This window comes from Desulfofundulus thermosubterraneus DSM 16057 (assembly GCF_900142025.1).
Taxonomy (GTDB): Bacteria; Bacillota; Desulfotomaculia; order Desulfotomaculales; family Desulfovirgulaceae; genus Desulfofundulus; species Desulfofundulus thermosubterraneus.
The window spans coordinates 62,393-81,893 of record NZ_FQZM01000015.1 but is presented as its reverse complement, the minus strand read 5'-3'; the positions used below and the strand labels follow the sequence as shown (position 1 = coordinate 81,893).

Sequence of the window (19,501 nt, the reverse complement as noted above, 5' to 3'; positions counted from 1 at the left end):
GATGAGCTTAACCGAACGCTATCAAAGTCTTCGTCAAGCTTGGTGAACCGCCGGATGCGGACCCGCATGTCCGGTGGTGTGAGAGGACGGGGGCTAGCCGCCCCCTCCTACTCGATGTAATGGTGGAGCAGGCGATTTACTGTAATTTTTTAGGAACAATCCAGTTCCATGGCTTGCTTTCTGCAGCGTAATGCTGTAGGATGATTATGCACAGTAATCCTCCCCTATCTGGTTGTCAGGGCAATTACCATGCACGAATAACCAAAATAGGGAAGGAAAGACAGGGATGGAAAACCAGGATTGGCGCCTGCGGGTACAAATACTGTAAGGGTAATTGCCTGACGGGTGGTTGAAAATGCACGAGTTGGGCCTTATTCAGGCAGCCATGGAAGAGATTGCGCGGGTCGCGCGGGCCAATAACATCCGCCGCATTGTCAAGGTGAAGCTCGTGGTGGGCAAGTTGAACGGGGCGCTGCCGGATGCGCTACAGTTTGCGTTCAAGGTAATGGCCCCCGAAACCATCTTCGAGGGAGCCGTATTGGAGATCGAGGAAGTGGACATCAGGCTTCGCTGTCCGGCCTGCGGCCACGAAACGGTGGTGGATGAGATCACATACTGGTGCCCGGCCTGCGGCACGCGAGCGGAGATTTTGGCGGGCAAGGATCTGTATATAGACTACTTTGAAGGTGACGAAGAAGAGGGGGTTGAGCAATGAAGGTAGTGATGGCTCGGAAGCTGCTGAGCGCCAACCAGCAGGTGGCGGATAAAAACCGGACCCGGCTGGGACGGGTACTTACCGTAAACCTGATCAGTTCGCCCGGTGCGGGAAAGACTGCCATCCTGGAACGGACCATTGCGGTGCTGAAAGACGAATTCCGCACGGGCGTAATCGAGGGAGACATTTACACCACGCGAGATGCAGAGCGTATCGCGGTGCACGGGGTGGAGGTGGTGCAGATTAACACCACCGGCGTCTGCCACCTGGACGCCAGTATGATTGCGCAGGCGCTGGATGAGATCAATACGGAAGCCCTCGACATCATGTTCATCGAAAACGTGGGCAACCTGGTTTGCCCGGCGGAGTTCGACCTGGGCGAGGACTATAAAGTGGCCGTTTTGAGCGTAGCCGAAGGCGGGGACAAGCCGACCAAGTATCCGCTTGTTTTCCAGGAGGCACAGGTTGTCCTGATCAATAAGTCTGATCTCCTGCCGTACAGCGATTTTGACCTTGAAATGGTCAGGCAAGAGATCCTGGCCATTAACTCAAAGACAAAGGTGTTTGTGGTTTCCGCGAAGACCGGCGAGGGGCTGGAGGCCTGGTATGCGTGGCTGAGAGATGCGGTGAAGGAGAAGAAAGGATCATCCGCCACCGGATAACCGTTAAGGGCATCGTGCAGGGGGTGGGGTTTCGCCCCTTCGTCTACAACCTGGCAGAAGTATACGGCCTTAAGGGAACGGTGCTTAACGAGGGACACGGGGTGCTGATCGAGGTGGAGGGGCCGGAGGAGGCGGTACGCGCTTTCACCGGGGAAGTGCAGCGGCGCCCCCCCCGGCTGGCGCGGATAAATTCCCTGACTTATGAGGTGTTGCCGCCCTGTGGTTATGCCTCCTTTATCATTGCGGCCAGCGAGGCGGGGGAGGAGAAGGAGGCCCTGGTACCGCCGGACGTGGCGCTGTGTGCGGACTGCGCCCGCGAGACCTTTGACCCGGCCGACCGGCACTATCACTACCCGTTTACCAACTGCACCAACTGCGGGCCGCGGTTCACCATCGTCCGGGATTTGCCGTACGACCGGCCCAGGACCTCCATGGCGGCATTCCCCATGTGCCCGGAGTGCGCTCGGGAGTACCACGACCCGCGGGACCGGCGTTTCCACGCTCAACCGGTGGCCTGCCCCGCCTGCGGCCCCCGGGTGGAGCTGGTGGACGGCGCGGGCCATCCGGTACCGGGTGACTGGAGGGAAAACGCCTGGGAGTTGCTGGCGCAGGGTCGGATCCTGGCTGTCAAGAGCCTGGGCGGGTTTCATCTGGTCTGCGACGCCAGGAACCGGGACGCGTTGGTGGCGCTGCGGCGCCGCAAGGGGCGTAGCGCGAAACCGTTTGCGGTCATGTGCCGGGATCTCGAGGCAGTAGAGCGGTATTGTGTGGTAAGCGAGCAGGAGAAAGAACTTTTGTTATCCCCCCAGGCGCCGATCGTGGTGCTGCAGCGGCGCCCGGATGCCGGGCTGCCGGAAGAGCTGGTTCTGGGGTTGAAAACCCTGGGCGTGATGCTGCCCTACACGCCGCTGCATCTGCTCCTGTTCGAGGGGCCGTTCGACATCCTGGTGATGACCAGCGGCAATTATTCGGAACTGCCGTTGGCCAAGGACAACGCCGCGGCTCTGGAGGAATTGGGTGGGATCGCAGATTACTTCCTGTGGCACAACCGCGACATCGTCAACCGGTGCGACGATTCGCTGGCGATGGTGGTGGCGGGCGAGATAATCCTCATGCGCCGGTCGCGCGGGTATGTACCGCGGCCGGTGGCGGTGCCGGTGAAGGACGGGCCGGTGGTTCTGGGTATTGGTGGGGAGATGAAAAACACTTTCTGCCTGCTTAAGAAAAACCTGGCTTTCGCCAGCCAGCACATTGGCGAACTGGACAGCATTGAGGGAGAGGAAAACCTTTTTACGAGCCTGGTCAATTTCGAGCGGCTGCTCGGGGTGAAGCCGGAGGTGGTGGGGTACGACCTGCACCCTGACTACCGTTCCTCGCGTCTGGCGGCGAAGATTCCGGCCAGGGTCCGGTACGGGGTGCAGCACCATCACGCGCACCTGGTGTCCTGCCTGGCCGACAACGGGCTGGCCGAACCTGCCATCGGGGTGATCCTGGACGGCACCGGGTACGGCCTCGACGGCAACCTGTGGGGTTTCGAGGTGATCACCGGGGATTACCTGGACTTTACGCGCGAAATGCACCTGGCGTACATCCCGCTGCCGGGTGGCGAGCAGGCGGTGCGTCACCCCTGGCGGACGGCGGTATCCTACCTGATCACGTACCTGGGCGAGCGTGGCAGGCGGGTGGCACGCGTGCTTTTTGGTGACAGGGGGCGCGAGCTGGAGGTCGTGGAACGGCTGATCGCTTCCGGTTTTAACTCCCCCCTGAGCTCCGGGTGCGGCCGCTTCTTCGACGCGGTGACCGCGCTCCTGGGGGTGTGCGAAAAGAATACCTACGAGGGGCAGGCGGCGATAGAGCTTGGCGGGTTGACGCTGGCGCCGGAGGCAGGTAAGGATCTTGAACCGTACCCCTTCCGCATCGAGGGGGAAGTTATCCTGCCGGCAGGGACCATTGCCGGTATTCTGGCTGACACTGAGCGTGGGCGGGACAGGGAGTTCATCGCCACGCGCTTCCACAACACGGTGCTGGCCATGGTGCTGGAAGCTGTGCGCCGCGTCGCGCAGCGTACCGGCCTTAACCTGGTGGCCTTGAGTGGCGGCACCTGGCAGAACCCTTACCTTTTTGCGCGGGCAAAGGAGGAACTGGCCCGTAATGGTTTCCGGGTGGTTTGGCACCGGCAGGTACCGGCCAATGACGGGGGGCTCTGCCTGGGCCAGGCGGTTATAGCCCGGATGCGGGCGTTAAAAGATAGGGGGTAATGGATGTGTGCTTGGGCATTCCAGGCCGGGTAATAGAGGTTCACCCGGAGGAGCAAACGGCAGTAATCGAAACCTTTGGCGTTAAAAACCGCGTCTCTACCTTCTTTGTGCCCGACGTACGGGTGGGCGATTACCTCATGGTGCACACGGGGTACGCCATCGAGAAGATCAATGTGGAAGAGGCGGAAATACGGATCAAACTGTTGGAGGAAGTTTTAGGCAATGCTGTTCCTGGAGAAGTTTCGGGACCCGGTCCTCAGTAGAGGTCTTCTGGCCAGGGTCATCAATCGGGCGCAGAAGGTAAGGGAAAAACTCGGCCGACCGGCGGTCTTTATGGAGGTATGCGGCACGCACACGGTGGCCATCTCGCGCGCGGGTCTGCGCAGCATCCTCGGCGAGTACATGGAGTTGCGGAGCGGTCCCGGTTGCCCGGTTTGCGTCACCGACTATGCGGATATCGATCGGATGGTGGCTTTTGCTTCCCTGCTGGGGGTGACGGTCGGCACCTTCGGCGACATGATGCGGGTGCCCGGGAGCAGAACTTCACTTGAGCGGCAGCGGGCGGCCGGGGCGGACGTACGCGTCTTCTATTCCCCCCGGGACGCCGTGGCCTACGCCGCGGAACACCCGGAGCGCCAGCTCGTCTTCCTGGGGGTTGGCTTTGAAACCACGGCCCCCGGCGTCGCAGCGGCCATCGCCGAGGCCAGGGGTAAGGGCGTGAAGAACTTTTCCGTCTACTCCACGCACAAGGTTGTGCCGCCGGCCATGCGGGCGATTATTGCCGATCCCGAGATCAGGATCGACGGGTTTATCCTGCCCGGCCACGTGAGCACCATTATCGGGCGACGGTCCTTCGATTTCATTGCCACCGAGTACGGCCTTCCGGCGGTGGTGGCTGGATTCGAGACTCTGGACATCATCGATGCCATCTACTGCCTCCTGGGGCAGATACTTGACGGCGAAGCGCGGGTGGAAAACGGTTACTCCCGCGTGGTGCGCGAGGAAGGCAACCCACGCGCCCGGGCGCAGATGGCCGAATTCTTCGAGGTAGGCGACGCCTCCTGGCGCGGCTTCGGGATTATCCCGCAGAGCGGTCTCAATATCCGGCCCGCCTACCGTGACTTTGACGCGGCGGCCAGGTTCCAGGTGACGATTGAACCTCCCCGGCTCCCCAGGGGGTGCGCCTGCGGCGACCTCCTTAAGGGAAAACTCACACCCGGGGACTGCCGCCTTTTCGGGAAGGTCTGCACGCCGGCCCACCCGGTGGGCCCCTGCATGGTTTCCTCCGAGGGGGCCTGTGCGGCCTACTACCAGTACGAGCGGCGACAGTAGCAAAGGCAGGGAGAGAACTTGGAGAACAAACTCATTTTGCTGGCGCACGGCGACGGGGGCCGGCTCACACATGAGCTGGTAACCGGTCTCTTTCTCAAGCACTTCGGCAACGACATCCTGGCTAGGCTGACCGATGCTGCGGCTTTGCAACTTGACGGCGGGCGCATAGCCATCACCACCGATGCCTTCGTTATTAACCCGCCGTTTTTCCCAGGCGGGGATATAGGGAAACTGGCGGTTTGCGGGACCGTCAACGACCTGGCCGTGAGCGGGGCGGAGCCGCGGTATTTCACCGCTTCCTTCCTGATTGAGGAGGGATTCCCCCTGGCCGACCTGGAGCGGGTGGTGGCTTCCATGGCCCGTACCTGCCGGGAGGCGGGGGTGGAGATCATAGCCGGGGATACCAAGGTGGTGGGCCGCGGCCAGCTTGACCGCATCTTCATCAACACTACGGGTTTGGGTTGTTTGCCGCCGGACCGGGATCTCGGTTACCACCGGATCACACCGGGTGACCTGGTACTGGTGAATGGGAACCTTGGCGATCACGGCATGGCGGTGCTGGCCCGGCGCGAGGGATTCGGTTTCGAGGACCAGATCGTGAGCGACTGCGCTGCCCTGAACGGCATCATCGGCGAGCTCTTGCGCGCATTGCGTGGCATCAAAATCATGCGGGATCTGACGCGCGGCGGTATGGCCACGGCTGCTAAGGAAATTGCTGCCGCCGCCGGTGTGGATATATGGCTTGAAGAACAGGCGATCCCGGTGGGGGCGGCCACCCGGGGTGCGGCGGAGATGCTGGGCCTGGATCCGCTCTACCTGGCCAACGAAGGGAAGTTTATGACCGTCATCACCCCGGAAGAAGCGGAAGATGCGGTGGCCCTGATGCGCGCGCACCCGCTGGGGCGGGACGCCTGCATCATTGGTGAAGTGCGCGCCGGCAGGGGGAACGTGTATTTGAAGACCGCCCTCGGCGGGACGAAGTTCCTGGACATGCTGGCCGGCGCCCCGCTGCCGCGGATCTGCTAGCTATAGCTGTGCTGGCGGGTTGATGGAGATGGTGATTAACCGGGTATCGACCGGCGAGTGCTGGTTAAAAGGAGGGGGTGTGGATCCACTATCATGGATAAAGAAAAACTGGTGCCGTACTACGAAGAGCTGAAGCAAATTGGTTTGCAGGAGCTTCTGGAAAGTATGAGACTGGCTCTGGGGCTGGCGGTAATGGCCACATATCCGGACGGGCGTCCGCTGACCGAACCGTCCACCCAGTGCGCTTTCTGCACCCTGCTCAACACCAGCCCGGAAGGACGGGCCAGATGTGCGGATTCGCGTGCGAGCTCCGCCAGGATTGCTGTGGCTGCGGGGAGGGAAGTCATCCACACCTGTCACGCCGGGCTGGTGCATCTGGCGGTTCCCCTGCGGGTGGCCGGAGAAATCGTGGCTGTAATGCTGGGCGGCAACGTGGCCCTGCGGCCGCCGGCCGAGGAGGCAGTGGTGCGGCTTGCCCGGGAAACTGGCCTTGATCCGGGAAAACTCCAGGCGGCAGCCGGGGCAATGCCCATCTGGCCGGAAGAACGGCTCCGGGCAGCCATGGGGCTGGCACAGGCAGTAACGGGCACCGTGGCCCGGCTGCTGCACGCCAGGCAGGAACTTCAGAGGAAGGTGGACGAGCTTACCACTCTCTTTGAATTCACTCGGACGGTTACCAGTAGTATCCAGGTGGCCGAAGTGGCGCAGCAGGCCCTGGAAGCCGTGCTGGGGTTGACCGGAGCCACCAGCGGGTCGGTGGTAATGTTGAATGAGGTGATGCCGGGGGTCACGGAAAGCGAAACGGCGGCTACCCTGGAGTCCTGCAACGAGTTCCGGGTCGTGCCTGCAGGCGAAATAGTCGCCGCCGTTGAACGGGAGGCCCGCGCCGCACACTTTGACAGCCGTCCCGAAGGCAGCACGCCTGAAGAGAAGCGGCCGGCGGTAGCCATACCTCTTACGGTTGGGGGTAAGGTAACGGGCGTACTCACCATAGCGGGCAGGCCGGAAGGCGCGCATTTCACCGAAGATGAGACCGTTTTTTTAACTACCCTGGGCACCGGCCTGGGGCTGGCGCTGGAAAACGCCCGCCTGTTCCGCCAGCTGCAGGCAAGGGCGACCATGCTGGAACGGTTAATCGAAGTGGGTCAGGTGGTATCGAGCAGCCTCGATGTGGATCTGGTACTCCAGTCGGCTCTGGAGAATGTAAGGGACGTGCTGGGGGCACAATGGTGTGCGCTGCGGTTGCTTGACGAGGAGACGGGCGAACTGGTGCTGAAGGCCGGCCTGGGCATGAGCGCGGAGCTGCAGGCCAGGGCAGGCCGTATTCGGCCGGACGGTACCCTGCTGGGCAGGGTGCTCCAGACGGGAAGACCCGCCGTAGTGGAAGACTTGGCCGCCAGCGGACCCGGTACGCACCTGCCCTACTGCGTGGCCGAGATGCGGGCCGTGGCCGTGGTGCCGGTGAAGGTGGGTGGAAGGATCCTGGGCACGTTGAAGGTTTACTCCCCCGTACCGCGGCGCTGGAGTGAAGATGAAGTCAGTTACCTGGCGACCATTGCGGGCCAGACCGGGCTGGCGCTGGAGAACGCCCGTCTCTACTCGTCGCTGCGGGAGCATTATTCGAGCGCCGTGCAGGCGCTGGCGGCGGCACTGGAGGCCAGGGACGTTTATACAAAGGGTCATTCCGTGCGGGTGGCGAATTGGGCGCGGGCATGTGCCCGCGTGCTGGGACTTGATGCCGGAGAACAGGAACGGGTCTACCTGGCCGGGCTTTTACATGATCTGGGCAAGATCGGCGTGCGGGAAGACATCCTGCTCAAGCCGGGGCCCCTTACTACGGAAGAAAGAAAGGAAATGCAGAGCCACCCCGAGGTGGGGGCCAGGATCCTGGAACCGGCCAGATTTCCGGCGGCGGTCATTGCGGCCGTACGGCACCACCACGAGGACTATGACGGCGGTGGTTATCCCGCCGGTCTGGTGGGAGAAGAGATTCCTCTCCTGGCGCGCATTATCCGTGTGGCCGATACTTACGATGCCATGACGTCCGCCAGGCCCTACCGGCAGGCCTTTACTCCCCGGCAGGCGCGGGAGGAACTGCAGCGGTGGGCGGGCCGGCAGTTTGACCCGCGCGTGGTGGAGGCTTTCCTCCAGATCCCGGAAGATGAAATGGTAGTTATTACCAATGGGGGGGGGGGGGTAGCTACTCTGTTGTTTCTGCCGACAGGTGTTGCTTCCTTTGCTGATTATGAAAAGTCGAGGGAAAAACAGAGGAACCGGGAGCAAGCGGCAGCCGGGCAATAGCTGTAGGAATGCCCGGGGCGTGCCCGGCCACAAACCCCGGTGCGTGATTTTTGCTCTGCTCCAGGAAAGCAGTCCGGTTGGGGCAATTGCCTTCACCGGATTTCAGCTTTCTGAAATCGCGGTTTGGGCGTACCCGAACAATTCTTTGCCATTCCCGCCGTTTTCCGGGTAAACCGCTAGGCCAAAGCGCCACCCTTTTTCAGCCACCCATTCCTGCAGCTTTTTTATTACTGTGGCTGCTCCTTCCTTATCTGTTAAAGGAAGTACCAGCGCCAGGAGGTTATCATCAAGCATCAGTACCTCGTCAATTTCACGCAGCTTTTTCTGTAGAATCCTCTTTACACTTGCTGTATTAAACCTGCCGGCTGCTGTTCTTTGCGCCAGCACCAGGGAAAATTTTGAATTTCCTCTCTTGGCGCGGTTAATTTCTAATCTAAGCATCCTTTCTAAAATATCACGGGGGTTTTCGCTGCGTCCAATAAGCCTTTCTACCCGCTGCAGTAATTGTTCGGAGCTGAAAGGCTTGCAAAGGTATTCGATGGCGCCTACCTGGATGGCCTGCTTAACTGTGGATATCTTTGCCTCAACAGTCAAAATCATCACCGGAACGTGACGATAATGCGGGGTGGCCTTTATTTTTTCTATAGTGGTCAGGCCATCGATACCGGGAAGGTTAATGTCTATAATAACAAGATCAAATGGATCAAGCCTTTCCCTTATTTTGACCAGAGCTTCTTCCCCGCTGGCTGCTTCTGCTACTTCATAACCGTTGTTTTCTAAAAGCCTTCTGGAATAAAACCTGGTTAATGTAGAGTCTTCCACCAGAAGTATCGATCCTTTGCTGCGGCTCAAAAACCCCACCCCATCTCACTCCTGTAAATCCAGATTAGTGAACAGGGCCTTTTTTCTACATCAAAACAAAAAATTCCTGCATTAGAAGATATAGATCCTGTCCCTCCGGGCCTGTTCCGGAGGAAGTTCACATTTTACGGCGAAAGATTACAAAGGCAGGTGACAACCATGAGCCTCTTAAATAAATTTGATCATCTGAAGAAAATTCTGGAGAATCTGGATGGTTGTCTGGTGGCCTTTTCCGGGGGGGTAGATAGCACCTTACTTCTTAAAGTGGCCCATATGGTTCTGGGGGAGGAAAAAGTTCTGGCGGTTACGGCTACCTCCGATATTTACCCCGCGGAAGAGGTGGAAGAGGCGAAAGATCTGGCCCGTTTGATTGGTGCAAAACATCTTGCTATAGCAACAAAGGGTTTGGACAACCCGGTGTTTGCCACCAACCCTCCGGAGCGGTGTTACCACTGCAAGAAAGAAGTGTATGCCAGATTATGGGAAGAGGCCCGCATCCACGGCTTAAATTGCGTGCTCGACGGTCTGAATGCCGATGACACGGGCGATTACCGGCCGGGCATTAAAGCCGCAAAGGAATTGGGGATCCGCAGCCCTTTGCAGGAAGCGGGTTTGACTAAACGGGATATCCGCGCGCTGTCCCGCCGGCTGGGGCTGCCCACTGCCGGCAAACCGGCTTCTCCCTGCCTGGCCACCAGGTTTCCCTACGGCACTCCCATTACCCGGGAAGGACTGGTACGGGTGGCAGAAGGAGAAAGGTTTTTACGGCAGCTGGGCATTCCGGAGCTGAGAGTTAGGGACCATGGCAACCTGGCCCGGATAGAGGTGCCAAAGGATTATCTCGCTTTCATTATCCAGCGGTCCAATGAAATTAGTGAAAAATTAAAGCAACTGGGGTATACCTATGTAACGCTGGATATACAGGGTTTCCGGAGCGGGAGCATGAATGAGACTTTAAACCCGTAAAAGCGATCTTTGTTTCAGCAAAGAGATGGCCTAATCAGCTCCAGCAGGTGGGCTAGGCACGGGAATGATCTGCCGGGGTCCCGGGTTCCGGGTTGTGCTCACGGCTTTTGATCAGCTGATAAAACCCTTCGATTACTTCGTCCAACGGTTCGGTATTTTTAAGCGCCTTGAGCCACCTCTGGGGGATGGCCTCGAAGCCGTAATAGGTTCCGGCCAGGCCGCCGGTTACCGTACCCGCGGTATCTGTATCATCCCCCCGGTTGACTACCGCAATAAGGGCATCTTCAAAACTTTCCGTATTCAAAAAGCATTGCAGCGCTGCGGCCAGGGTGTCCAGGGCACTGCCCCGGGGGACAACCTCCGGCGCACCCTTTTGGATGTGGCGGATAATATACCAGAAAAATTTGCTGGGCTGGATGCCTACCTCCTTGCAGTATTGATCCGTCAGGTGCAAGGCCCGGGTTACCGCTTCCCGCCGGTTTAAATGTCGTTGGGACCCCAGCAGGTAGATCAGCAGGTTGTAAAAAAGGCAGCAGGTGGCGCCCTCCTGGCTGTAATGGGTCATGTAAGCTATTTTTACCGACCATTTGGCCATGGCCGGAAGGTTGTGCCAGTAGCCGAAGCTCACCGGCAGGGTGCGCATCAGCCCGCCGTTGGAATCGAGTTTGTTCAGGGCCTGGGCGGTAAGGCGGGAGGCTTCTTGCCAGTTGCCCGTGCGCAGGAAGTTGCGCAAGGACATTAAGGTGGTGTTGCCGATGTCCTTGGGCTTGGACTGGTACCAGCGGATGAAGCGGCGGCCGATTTCTTCAATGGGGGAGACGGGATTGGCCAGGATGCCCCGGGCTACCGCCAGGGCCATCTGGGTATCATCGGTATATTCCCCGGGTTCTAAATTCAGCCAACCGCCGCCGACCATATCCTTCAGGACGTCGTACTTTTCCTGGATTTCCCCGGCACTCATAAATTCTGCCGGTCCGCCCAGGGCATCCCCCACTGCGGCACCGTAAAAGGCTCCCTTAATGATGTTTTTCACCGCGGTCACCTCCCGTAAAGATAGCGGTAAACCTGGTAATTCCAGAGCACTTTACGGACAAACTCCCTGGTTTCGGCAAAAGGAATCTGGTCGAGTTTGCTTTTTTCGCCCGTCCAGCGCTGTTGTTCCAGCCATTTTTGAACGTTTCCCTGTCCGCCGTTGTAGGCGGCCAGAACCAGGATGGTGTCCCGGTCAAAAGCCCGGTACAGGTCGGCTAAATACCAGGTACCAATGCGGATATTGAACTCCGGATCGAACAGCAGATCCGGGTGGTAGTAGGACAAGCCCATTTTTTGGGCCGCCCAGGTTCCCGTTTCCGGCATTACCTGCATCAATCCCCGGGCGCCCCGGCGGGATGTAGCCCGGGGATTAAAGTTGCTCTCGGTTTTAATTACCGCCGCTACCAGGTAGGGATCCAGCCCACGGCTGGCGGCATACTTCATTACCGTTTCCCGGTAAGGGAAGGGGTAGATGAGCCGGCCCAGGTGATCGATGTTCAGGATGGCCAGCAACGTTAAAATGAAGAAAAACAACCGCACCTTGAAGCCTTTACTCCTCTTCAGGTGTAAAGACAAGCAGTCATCACTCCAGCAAATAAAAAATTAAAAACAGTCCCCTGATTTCCCTTATTATGTACAAGCAATTCGCTCCCGCAGGGCCGGGTTCCTGCACGGGGCACTGCCCTTTCATTGCTTTCCTGGAGGATGGCGTTTAACTTATTGGGAAAAAATGATCAGGGCGAGCCTTTGCCGGTTTAGCCGGACAACTCGCCCTTATTTTTTCCTTACTGCAATTTGAATAGCCCCAGCAAGATTAATATGCAGCCGGGCAGGGCGGAGAACTGGCGGCCAAGAGTGGTGGCACCAAATCCCCGGCCGGCCAGCAGTCCTGCATACATGGTAACAATAAGTCCGGTACCCACTAAAAGGGCGGTAAGTATCAGGTCCAAACCCAGCATGGAAAGGGCAAAGCCGGCGCCGAAGGCGTCCAGGGCCAGACCCAGGCCCAGTAGAATGGCCTCCCCGGCAGAGATTATCCCCGAGCGGTCCAGGTCGGCCCGGTGGGGCTCCTGCAATACCTGGACCATTACCGCCAGGGAACGAATCCGTATCTGAAATAACGTTTGGGGTTCCTCATGGCATGCAGCAGGTTCAGATCCTTTTTTTTCTTCTTTCCTGAAAGCTTGAAAGATTGTTCGGAGCCCGATTAGTATTAAGATGATCCCGCCCAGATGCCGGGCGAAGTTTATCGGAATCGCCCGGGTGACCAGGTTGCCTGCGGCCATGGAAAGGGTGATGGCTATTACTGACATGAGGCTGATGATCAAGACAGAGGAGAAGGGCAGCCTGATCCCCCTTACTCCGTAAGCTACCCCGGTTCCGAAGGCGTCCATATTCAGGGCGAGTGCAAAGATGAGGATGGTGAATAACTCCACTGACCAGTCCCTCCCGGGTGGTTTTTAAAGTCTCCTAACCATTTGTATGGGAGGAACGGTCGAATGGTGATTTTAAAAACCCAGGTTACTTCTGGCACCCGGGGCAGAAGTAAGTGCTGCGGCCGCCCAAGCGCAGGCGTTCGATGGTTTTGCCGCACCGCATGCAGGGCCGGCCGCTTTTGCCGTAAACCCTTAGTTTTTCTTGAAAGGTGCCGGCCTGTCCCGTGCCGTCCACATAGTTCCTCACGCTGGTACCCCGGCTGGCAATTCCCTCTTCCAGCACCACCCGGATGGCCCGGAAAAGAGCCTGTGCTTCCCCGGTGGTGAGGGTGTTTGCCGGTCTTGAGGGGTGCAGCCCCGCCCCGTAGAGGGCCTCATCTGCGTAGATGTTGCCCAGGCCGGAAATAAATGTCTGGTCCAGCAAAAGGGTTTTCAAACGGGTGCGCCGCGCCTTTAATTCTTTATCCAGAAATTCTATGGTGAATTCCCCGCTTAAGGGCTCCACTCCCAGGTCTTTCAGGCCGCTGACGGCCTGCAGATCCTTTTCCGGCACCAGCCAGAAGCGTCCGAACTGGCGCATATCCGTAAAGCGGAGCTGGTGGCCGTTGTTCAGGTGAAAAACCAGGTGGGTGTGTTTGGACCGGGGTTCATCCGTGGCGGTGTAAACAAGCTGCCCCGTCATGCGCAGGTGGACGACCAGCATCAGCCCCCGAGAAAGGGAGATTAAAAGGTACTTGCCCCGGCGGCCTACGTCCAGGATCCTTTTGTCCACCACCTGACGGCAGAATTCCTCCGGTGAAGGCGTTTGGATGATTTTGGGAAGATAGATGTTAACGCCGCAGATGGTGCGGCCGGGCAATTTTTCTTGGAGTGTGCGCTTGATCGTTTCTACTTCCGGTAATTCGGGCATCTGTTCCGCTCCTAAATTTTCTTCACTTCGTACCAGTTTGGCCCCAGCTTCATGTCTACCACCAGCGGGACGTCCAGCACCAGCGCGTTTTCCATGTGCCGCCGGACCAGTTCGGAAACCTCCGGCAGTTCCCCAGCGGGCATGTCGAAAATCAATTCGTCGTGCACCTGCAGGATCATCCTGGTGGCCAGTCCTCGCTCTTTTAATTCCCGGTGGATGCGCACCATGGCCAGCTTGATGATGTCGGCGGCGCTACCCTGGATGGGTGTATTAATGGCCGTGCGCTCGCCAAACATGCGCACGTTGCGGTTGGAGCTAAAGAGATCCGGCAGGTAGCGGCGCCGATTTAAAAGGGTGGTTACGTAGCCCTTCTCCCTGGCCTGCTGGATGGTACGCTCGATGAAAGCCTTTACTCCCGCGTAACGGGCAAAGTAGTTTTCAATGTATTGCCGGGCTTCCTGGCGGGAGACATTAATGTCCCGGGCCAGGCCAAAATCACTGATGCCGTAGACAATACCGAAGTTAACCGCCTTCGCCCGGCTCCGCATGTCGGCCGTTACTTCGGTAATGGCCACGCCAAAAACCTCGGCGGCCGTGCGGGTGTGGATGTCCTGGCCTTGGCGGAAGGCTTCCAGCAGGTTGGGATCCCCGGCCATATGGGCCAGAATCCGCAATTCGATCTGGGAATAATCGGCGGAAAGGATCAGATTTCCCTCCCGGCGGGGGATGAAAACCCTCCTGATTTTGCGTCCTTCCTCCATGCGGATGGGGATGTTCTGCAAGTTGGGATCGGAGCTGGATAGCCGTCCGGTAGCCGTTACCGTCTGGTGGAAGGTGGTATGCAGCCGGCCCGTTTCGGGATTGATCAGGGCGGCCAGGCCGTCAACGTAGGTGGATTTTAATTTCATCAGCTGGCGGTATTCCAGCACTAAAGGAATAATGGGATGGGCGCCGGCCAGTTCCTCCAGCACGGAAGCATCGGTGGAATAACTTGTTTTGGTTTTTTTGATTACGGGTAATTCCAGCTTTTCAAAAAGAATGTAGCCCAGCTGACGGGTAGAGTTGATGTTAAATTGTTCCCCGGCTAGCCGGTAAATCTGCTCAGCTATAGCGGCGAGCTTTATCTCCAGTTCCCGGGACATTTCTTCCAGGTATTGTTTATCCACGGCCACCCCGGTCATTTCCATGTCGGCCAGGACGGCTACCAGGGGCAGCTCTACTTCGTAATACAACCTTTCCATTTCCGCCAGGCGCAGCTTTGCGGCCAGCAGTTCTGATAGGCGCCAGATGACGTCGGCCCGGGCCGCCAGGGCTTCCTCACCCCGGGCGGGCAAGACGACTTTTAAATGCTCCAGGGCTAGGTCTGCGAGTTCCTGGTTGGCCGAGGCGGGGTTGAGCAGGTACGCAGCCACCATGGTATCAAAAGCCAGGTTGTTTAAGGCGAGGCCGTGCTTTTGTAAAAGCCACAGGGCGCTCTTGCCGTCATGGAGGAGCTTTTCTGTATCGGGGTCCCGGAAAATCCCGGCCAGGGCATCCAGGACTGCCGGGTTGCTGGCCGGGTCCCCCGGTTCTAGGTAAAAGATTGATAAATAGGGTGCTTCCGGACTGCCCCCGGGGGCTTTTAATCCCAAGGCCGCCGCCACTATGCCTTCCTGGCGGCTCCCACTCAAAGCTATGGCCACCCGGCCCGCGCGCCGGCACAATTCCACCAAACGGGACAACTCTTCCTGACTTGCCAGGTGCCGGAAGGTTACCCGGTAGGTTTCCACCTCCCGGGCAGGCTGTCTGCCTTCATCTTCTTCTTTTTGCCCCAGCTCCTGCCTGATAGCCCGGATTAAAGTTTTAAATTCCAGCCTGCTGAAGAGGGCCAGCAACCGGTTGTAATCCGGCCCCGGCCAGCGAAAAGCGTCCAGGTCAATTTCCAGGGGTACCTCCCGCTCAATGGTGGCCAGTCGTTTGGACAACAAGGCCTGTTCCTGATAGGGGAGTATTTTATCGCGGAAACGGGCGGACAGGGTGTCCACCTGGGACACCAATTCTTCCAGGCAGCCATATTCTTTAAGCAAAGCTCTAGCCGTTTTAGGACCAATTCCCGGTACCCCGGGAATATTGTCGGAAGGATCTCCAACCAGTCCTTTATAATCGGGAAACTGGGCCGGGGTAATGCCAAAGCGCTCCCATACCCGCCCCTCAGTGTATTCCTCCAGTTCACTGATTCCCTTGCGGGTGAGGAACACCCTGGTCAGGGGTGAAACCAGTTGCAGGGTATCCTGGTCACCGGTAACGATAATGCTGGATATTCCCGCTTGCTCTGCCCGGTTGACCAGCGTCCCGATGAGATCATCGGCCTCATATCCCTCACACTCCAGCACGGGGATGTTCATGGCCGCTAAAACTTCTTTGATCAGGGGGAACTGGAGGCGCAACTCATCGGGGGTACCCGGACGGTGAGCCTTGTAGTCCTCATAATGATCGTGCCGAAAGGTAATCTTTCCCTTATCAAAGCAAACGGCTACCAGGCCGGGTTTAAGTTCTTTGAGAATCTTGAGGAGCATATTGGTAAAACCGTAGACGGCATTGGTTGTCACCCCTTGACTGGTCGCTAGGTGGGGTATGGCATGAAAGGCCCGGTGGGCTAGGCTGTTGCCGTCCAGGATTAAGAACGTGCTTTCCTGCAAAACTATACACCTGCCTTTTTTAAATTATTTCACCATATAAATCTCCAATACCTCCTGCATAAGAGTTGATAAATTTTAAACATCCCCCTGTTTTCTTCCGGAGCTTCCTGGCAGGAGATTAAACCCGACAGGGCGAATTACAACTTATGAATCATTAGCTTTGGGGTGAGCGGCTTTTGCGAACAAGGTTAATCCTTCTGGTCATGGCTTTATTATTTTTTCTGCCTGTTTTTCCTGCTGGTGCGGGCGACGACCTGGAACGGGCAACTGCTGCGGTGTCAGAAGTGATGGACTATGTTTACCATTACCATATTGCCCGTCCCGGTGTGGACCAGCTTGTGGAGGGGGCTATAAATGGCCTTCTAAATAGCGTGGGTGACCCTTATACGGAATATTTTACAGCCGAAGATCTTGATAATTTTACCAATTCATTGGAAGGAAATTTCGCCGGAATTGGCGTGGAACTGGAAGGATGGCCCCCTTACCCCCAGGTGGCCAGGGTACTGCGCGATTCACCGGCATACCGGGCCGGAATAAGGGAAAAAGACCTGATTATCCGGGTGAATGGGGACGACACGGCCGGGTTAACTCTTTCCCAGGTTGTGGAAAAAATTCGCGGCCCAGCCGGTTCCCGGGTGCAACTGACCATCCGCCGCGGAGGTGTTCCTGATTTTGATGTAGAACTTGTACGGGAAAAGGTAAGCAGTCCCGTGGTTGAAGGGGAAATGCTTTCTGGAAATATCGGCTATGTGAGAGTGTATGCTTTTGGTTCCAAAACGGTTGAAGAATTTGGTGCCCTGATGCAGGAATTCCGGGCCAGGGGAGTCAAGGGAATGATCCTGGATTTGCGCAACGATCCGGGAGGCTACCTGCAAGCAGCCGTTGATCTGGCCGGTTACTTCTTACCGGCCGGTCAGGTGGTAGTCACTACGCTGGACAGGAATAATCACAAAGAAGTATATTATACTGCCGGTAAAACTCCCGCCCTTGAGCTGCCTCTGGTGGTTCTGGTCGACGACATGAGCGCCAGTTCTGCCGAAGTCCTGGCCGGAGCATTGCAGGACTACCGGCGGGCGGTGCTGGTGGGCGACCGTACCTACGGCAAGGGGGTTGTCCAGGCCATTATTCCTCTGGAAACGGGAGGTGCACTGAAACTAACCATTGCCCGTTATTTTACTCCGGGGGGCAGGTCTATTGACGGCTGTGGTATTGAGCCCGACCGGTGGGTTTCCACCCCATCCCTGCAATTAGTGGCTGCCCGGCAGGAATTAGAGCCCCACTCACCGCGCAGTATAATATTTAATTTTTCGGGCACCGGTGTTATAGTTAGCGGGGAAAAAATAGGCGATTTTACATCACCTCTGATTCGGGCCGGGGAAATTTATGTTCCCCTGCGTTTTACCCTGGAGGCTCTGGGGTTCAGCGTCCACTGGCACCGCGAAGGACATCAAGTTTTAGCCCGTGCCGGTAGCCGGGAACTTGTTCTAGACTTGGGTACGAAAACGGCCATCATCGAGGGACAAAACGTGAAGCTGGGAACCCTTGTGACCCGGGGGGGAAGTATATACCTGCCCGTTTCCCTTTTTTCCCGGTTGGGAGTCATAGTCCAACGGAACGGGGAACAACTAAAACTGGAATTATTACCGGTTAAGCAGGAATAATGTTGCCCGTGTTGAATCACTTAGAATAAACTAAAAATAAAAGAATGAATGCATAACCCGCGGGCCAGGTTTTCTGCTGGCAAAGGGGGTGTTATAAAATGGGTGAATATCTTTGCCCTTGCGGGAGCGGGAAGTCTTATCACAAATGCTGTGGAGTCAGGGAAAAGGTAGTTTTTTTGGAACAGTACAGGTGGCGGCGTGCCGGCCAGGAGTTACGCCGCAAACTGGGCGAATTTGCCGATAGCCAGTGTTTTGCTCAGGAAGCACATAAGGCCCAGGAGAAGTATCTCAGTTGTCTTGACCCGGAACTGGTTGACCGGGATGACGAATTTACCATGGAAAGATGCTTTGAATGGTTTATCTTCGATTATGTCCTCCCCAGCGGGTCAACCATCATTGAAACCTTCCGGCAGAATCCTGACCTCTCGGAAAGGGAGCAGACCTTAGTGGCAGACTGGGCCGCGGCGAGAATTTCTCTTTATGAAGTGCTTCAGGTTCTTCCTCGTAAAGGGGTTGTATTACGGGATCTCCTTCAGAAAAAAGAATTAAAGGTGCATGATATAAATGCAGCTATGGAACTTCAACCCGGGACTATCCTGCTTATGCGGGTTTTAAAGGTGGGAGACGAGTACGAGTTTTCCACCAGTGGTCTTGCTTTACCGGGTTTCTGCAAGGATGTCCTGTTGAAAAAGTTGCGCCGGGACCTGCGGTTTTATGCCCGGAAACGGAATGCTTCTACCAAGCAGGTGCTCAGTGACTACCTGCGGGAACGTTCCCATATCATTAATGGTATCGTGGTGGAAATGGGGTTTAATTATACCTTGCCCCATTTAGTTGATGATAGTGAGGTAGACGAGTATGTTCCGCCGGTCAACGATGACTTGTTTGACAGGATTTCGGCCCGGATTGCCCAGCAAATTACCGAGGCTATCTTAGATGAATATTACGACCGCTGGATCGATAAGCCCGTTCCGGCCCTGGGTGGGAAAACTCCCCGGGAGGCTTGCCGTACAGCCGAAGGCAGGGCCAGGTTGGAAGAGATGTTTCGCGAGCTGGAATTGGTGGAAACCAGCCGGGAATTAAAGGGGGAACCCCACTACGACGTTCAGAAGGTGCGCCGCAAGTTGGGGCTTTTGCCGACCGGTGGCAACGTAGATCAGGATGTACGGGAACAGGGGAATTTTAAAAAGCCCGAGGATTACCAGTGGCCGACGGTAACCCATGCCGATGTGGCCCGGGGTGTGATGGAAGACCTCAGGGGAAGAGGTTATGGGCCGGGTCAAGTTCAGGGAGCTTTACACCTGTGGCACGATTACTGCTCCAAGGTTCGGCCCTCCTTTCGCAAGCCGGCCTTGTGGGTGGCTACGGTGGTATATGCCATGGCCCGCATGGAATGCGATCACCGGGTGAGCCAGCATGAGCTGGCCAAGCAATACGGGGTGGCTCCCTCAAGCATTTCAGCCAATTTCCGGGCTATGTGCCGGGCGCTGGATCTGGTGGCCTTCGACAAGCGCTATTCCACACGGAAGTCGCCGCTCGCCGGTCTGAAGGAAGCTGATCCGCTTCTGGCCCAGATACTTGAGAACCTGAAGCTATAACCCTGGTTGAGATACATGATATTGAATGATATTGCATGATATTGCAAGGAAAAGGGCGGGTTAAG

16 protein-coding genes are annotated in these 19,501 nt (G+C 57.3%); 10 read left to right on the top strand and 6 right to left on the bottom strand.

The window, feature by feature from the left end; translation table 11 throughout:
• Positions 1-355 precede the first annotated feature (355 nt).
• The 7 genes from BUA65_RS07045 (at position 356) to BUA65_RS07015 (ending at position 8,294) form a co-directional block, all read left to right on the top strand.
• Complete coding sequence (locus tag BUA65_RS07045; RefSeq protein WP_072868386.1) at positions 356-715, top strand: hydrogenase maturation nickel metallochaperone HypA/HybF; 360 nt, start codon at positions 356-358, stop codon at positions 713-715.
• Entirely contained in the window at positions 712-1,377 is a 666-nt protein-coding gene (hypB, locus tag BUA65_RS07040; protein ID WP_072868385.1) for a hydrogenase nickel incorporation protein HypB, read from the top strand. Before BUA65_RS07045 ends, hypB begins: the two co-directional genes overlap by 4 nt.
• Positions 1,326-3,635, top strand: coding sequence for a carbamoyltransferase HypF (gene hypF / locus BUA65_RS07035; protein WP_114281473.1), 2,310 nt, complete (start codon positions 1,326-1,328; stop codon positions 3,633-3,635). Before hypB ends, hypF begins: the two co-directional genes overlap by 52 nt.
• A complete protein-coding gene (locus BUA65_RS07030; RefSeq protein ID WP_242656256.1) occupies positions 3,635-3,898 on the top strand; it encodes a HypC/HybG/HupF family hydrogenase formation chaperone in 264 nt (87 codons plus the stop codon). Before hypF ends, BUA65_RS07030 begins: the two co-directional genes overlap by 1 nt.
• Positions 3,858-4,967 (top strand): hydrogenase formation protein HypD, encoded by a 1,110-nt coding sequence (gene hypD / locus BUA65_RS07025; RefSeq protein ID WP_072868382.1) that lies wholly within the window; start codon positions 3,858-3,860, stop codon positions 4,965-4,967. Before BUA65_RS07030 ends, hypD begins: the two co-directional genes overlap by 41 nt.
• A gap of 18 nt (positions 4,968-4,985) precedes the next feature.
• Entirely contained in the window at positions 4,986-5,993 is a 1,008-nt protein-coding gene (gene hypE, locus BUA65_RS07020; protein WP_072868380.1) for a hydrogenase expression/formation protein HypE, read from the top strand.
• A 93-nt stretch (positions 5,994-6,086) separates the two neighbouring features.
• Entirely contained in the window at positions 6,087-8,294 is a 2,208-nt protein-coding gene (locus BUA65_RS07015; RefSeq protein ID WP_084062129.1) for an HD domain-containing phosphohydrolase, read from the top strand.
• 102 nt (positions 8,295-8,396) lie between these two features.
• Here the strand turns inward: BUA65_RS07015 and BUA65_RS07010 are convergent, their stop codons facing one another.
• Positions 8,397-9,155 carry a response regulator gene (locus BUA65_RS07010; RefSeq protein WP_072868379.1) on the bottom strand — a complete coding sequence of 253 codons (759 nt, stop codon included), beginning with the start codon at positions 9,153-9,155 and terminating at the stop codon, positions 8,397-8,399.
• 159 nt (positions 9,156-9,314) lie between these two features.
• Here BUA65_RS07010 and larE point away from each other — a divergent pair, with 159 nt between their 5' ends.
• Positions 9,315-10,121, top strand: a complete 807-nt coding sequence (gene larE / locus BUA65_RS07005; protein WP_072868377.1) for an ATP-dependent sacrificial sulfur transferase LarE — start codon at positions 9,315-9,317, stop codon at positions 10,119-10,121.
• 52 nt (positions 10,122-10,173) lie between these two features.
• On the opposite strand, the gene BUA65_RS07000 is transcribed toward larE, so the two are convergent.
• The 5 genes from BUA65_RS07000 to polA form a co-directional block, all read right to left on the bottom strand.
• Positions 10,174-11,154, bottom strand: coding sequence for an ADP-ribosylglycohydrolase family protein (locus BUA65_RS07000; protein ID WP_072868375.1), 981 nt, complete (start codon positions 11,152-11,154; stop codon positions 10,174-10,176).
• A 5-nt stretch (positions 11,155-11,159) separates the two neighbouring features.
• Positions 11,160-11,729 carry a lytic transglycosylase domain-containing protein gene (locus BUA65_RS06995; protein ID WP_072868374.1) on the bottom strand — a complete coding sequence of 190 codons (570 nt, stop codon included), beginning with the start codon at positions 11,727-11,729 and terminating at the stop codon, positions 11,160-11,162.
• A 209-nt stretch (positions 11,730-11,938) separates the two neighbouring features.
• Positions 11,939-12,589 (bottom strand): sporulation membrane protein YtaF, encoded by a 651-nt coding sequence (gene ytaF, locus BUA65_RS06990; RefSeq protein ID WP_072868372.1) that lies wholly within the window; start codon positions 12,587-12,589, stop codon positions 11,939-11,941.
• Positions 12,590-12,674: 85 nt separating this feature from the next.
• Positions 12,675-13,499: a DNA-formamidopyrimidine glycosylase gene (gene mutM, locus BUA65_RS06985; protein ID WP_072868371.1), complete on the bottom strand. Its 825-nt coding sequence runs from the start codon at positions 13,497-13,499 to the stop codon at positions 12,675-12,677.
• Between the two features lie 11 nt (positions 13,500-13,510).
• Positions 13,511-16,177, bottom strand: a complete 2,667-nt coding sequence (gene polA, locus BUA65_RS06980; protein ID WP_072868369.1) for a DNA polymerase I — start codon at positions 16,175-16,177, stop codon at positions 13,511-13,513.
• Between the two features lie 176 nt (positions 16,178-16,353).
• Here polA and BUA65_RS06975 point away from each other — a divergent pair, with 176 nt between their 5' ends.
• The gene (locus tag BUA65_RS06975) at positions 16,354-17,838 is read left to right on the top strand and encodes a S41 family peptidase (RefSeq protein WP_084062126.1); all 1,485 of its coding nucleotides are present in this window, start codon (positions 16,354-16,356) and stop codon (positions 17,836-17,838) included.
• A 98-nt stretch (positions 17,839-17,936) separates the two neighbouring features.
• On the top strand, positions 17,937-19,436 hold the full coding sequence (locus BUA65_RS06970; RefSeq protein WP_072868367.1) for a DUF7986 domain-containing protein: 1,500 nt from the start codon (positions 17,937-17,939) through the stop codon (positions 19,434-19,436).
• The last annotated feature ends 65 nt before the right edge of the window (positions 19,437-19,501 follow it).

What these genes read in the sequence shown, in the direction of transcription:
- BUA65_RS07045 (WP_072868386.1), top strand. Translation starts at nt 356, where the DNA reads ATGCACGAGTTGGGCCTTATTCAGGCAGCCATGGAAGAGATTGCGCGG.
- hypB (WP_072868385.1), top strand. Translation starts at nt 712, where the DNA reads ATGAAGGTAGTGATGGCTCGGAAGCTGCTGAGCGCCAACCAGCAGGTG.
- BUA65_RS07030 (WP_242656256.1), top strand. Translation starts at nt 3,635, where the DNA reads ATGGATGTGTGCTTGGGCATTCCAGGCCGGGTAATAGAGGTTCACCCG.
- hypD (WP_072868382.1), top strand. Translation starts at nt 3,858, where the DNA reads ATGCTGTTCCTGGAGAAGTTTCGGGACCCGGTCCTCAGTAGAGGTCTT.
- BUA65_RS07015 (WP_084062129.1), top strand. Translation starts at nt 6,087, where the DNA reads ATGGATAAAGAAAAACTGGTGCCGTACTACGAAGAGCTGAAGCAAATT.
- larE (WP_072868377.1), top strand. Translation starts at nt 9,315, where the DNA reads ATGAGCCTCTTAAATAAATTTGATCATCTGAAGAAAATTCTGGAGAAT.
- mutM (WP_072868371.1), bottom strand. Translation starts at nt 13,499, where the DNA reads ATGCCCGAATTACCGGAAGTAGAAACGATCAAGCGCACACTCCAAGAA.
- BUA65_RS06970 (WP_072868367.1), top strand. Translation starts at nt 17,937, where the DNA reads ATGGGTGAATATCTTTGCCCTTGCGGGAGCGGGAAGTCTTATCACAAA.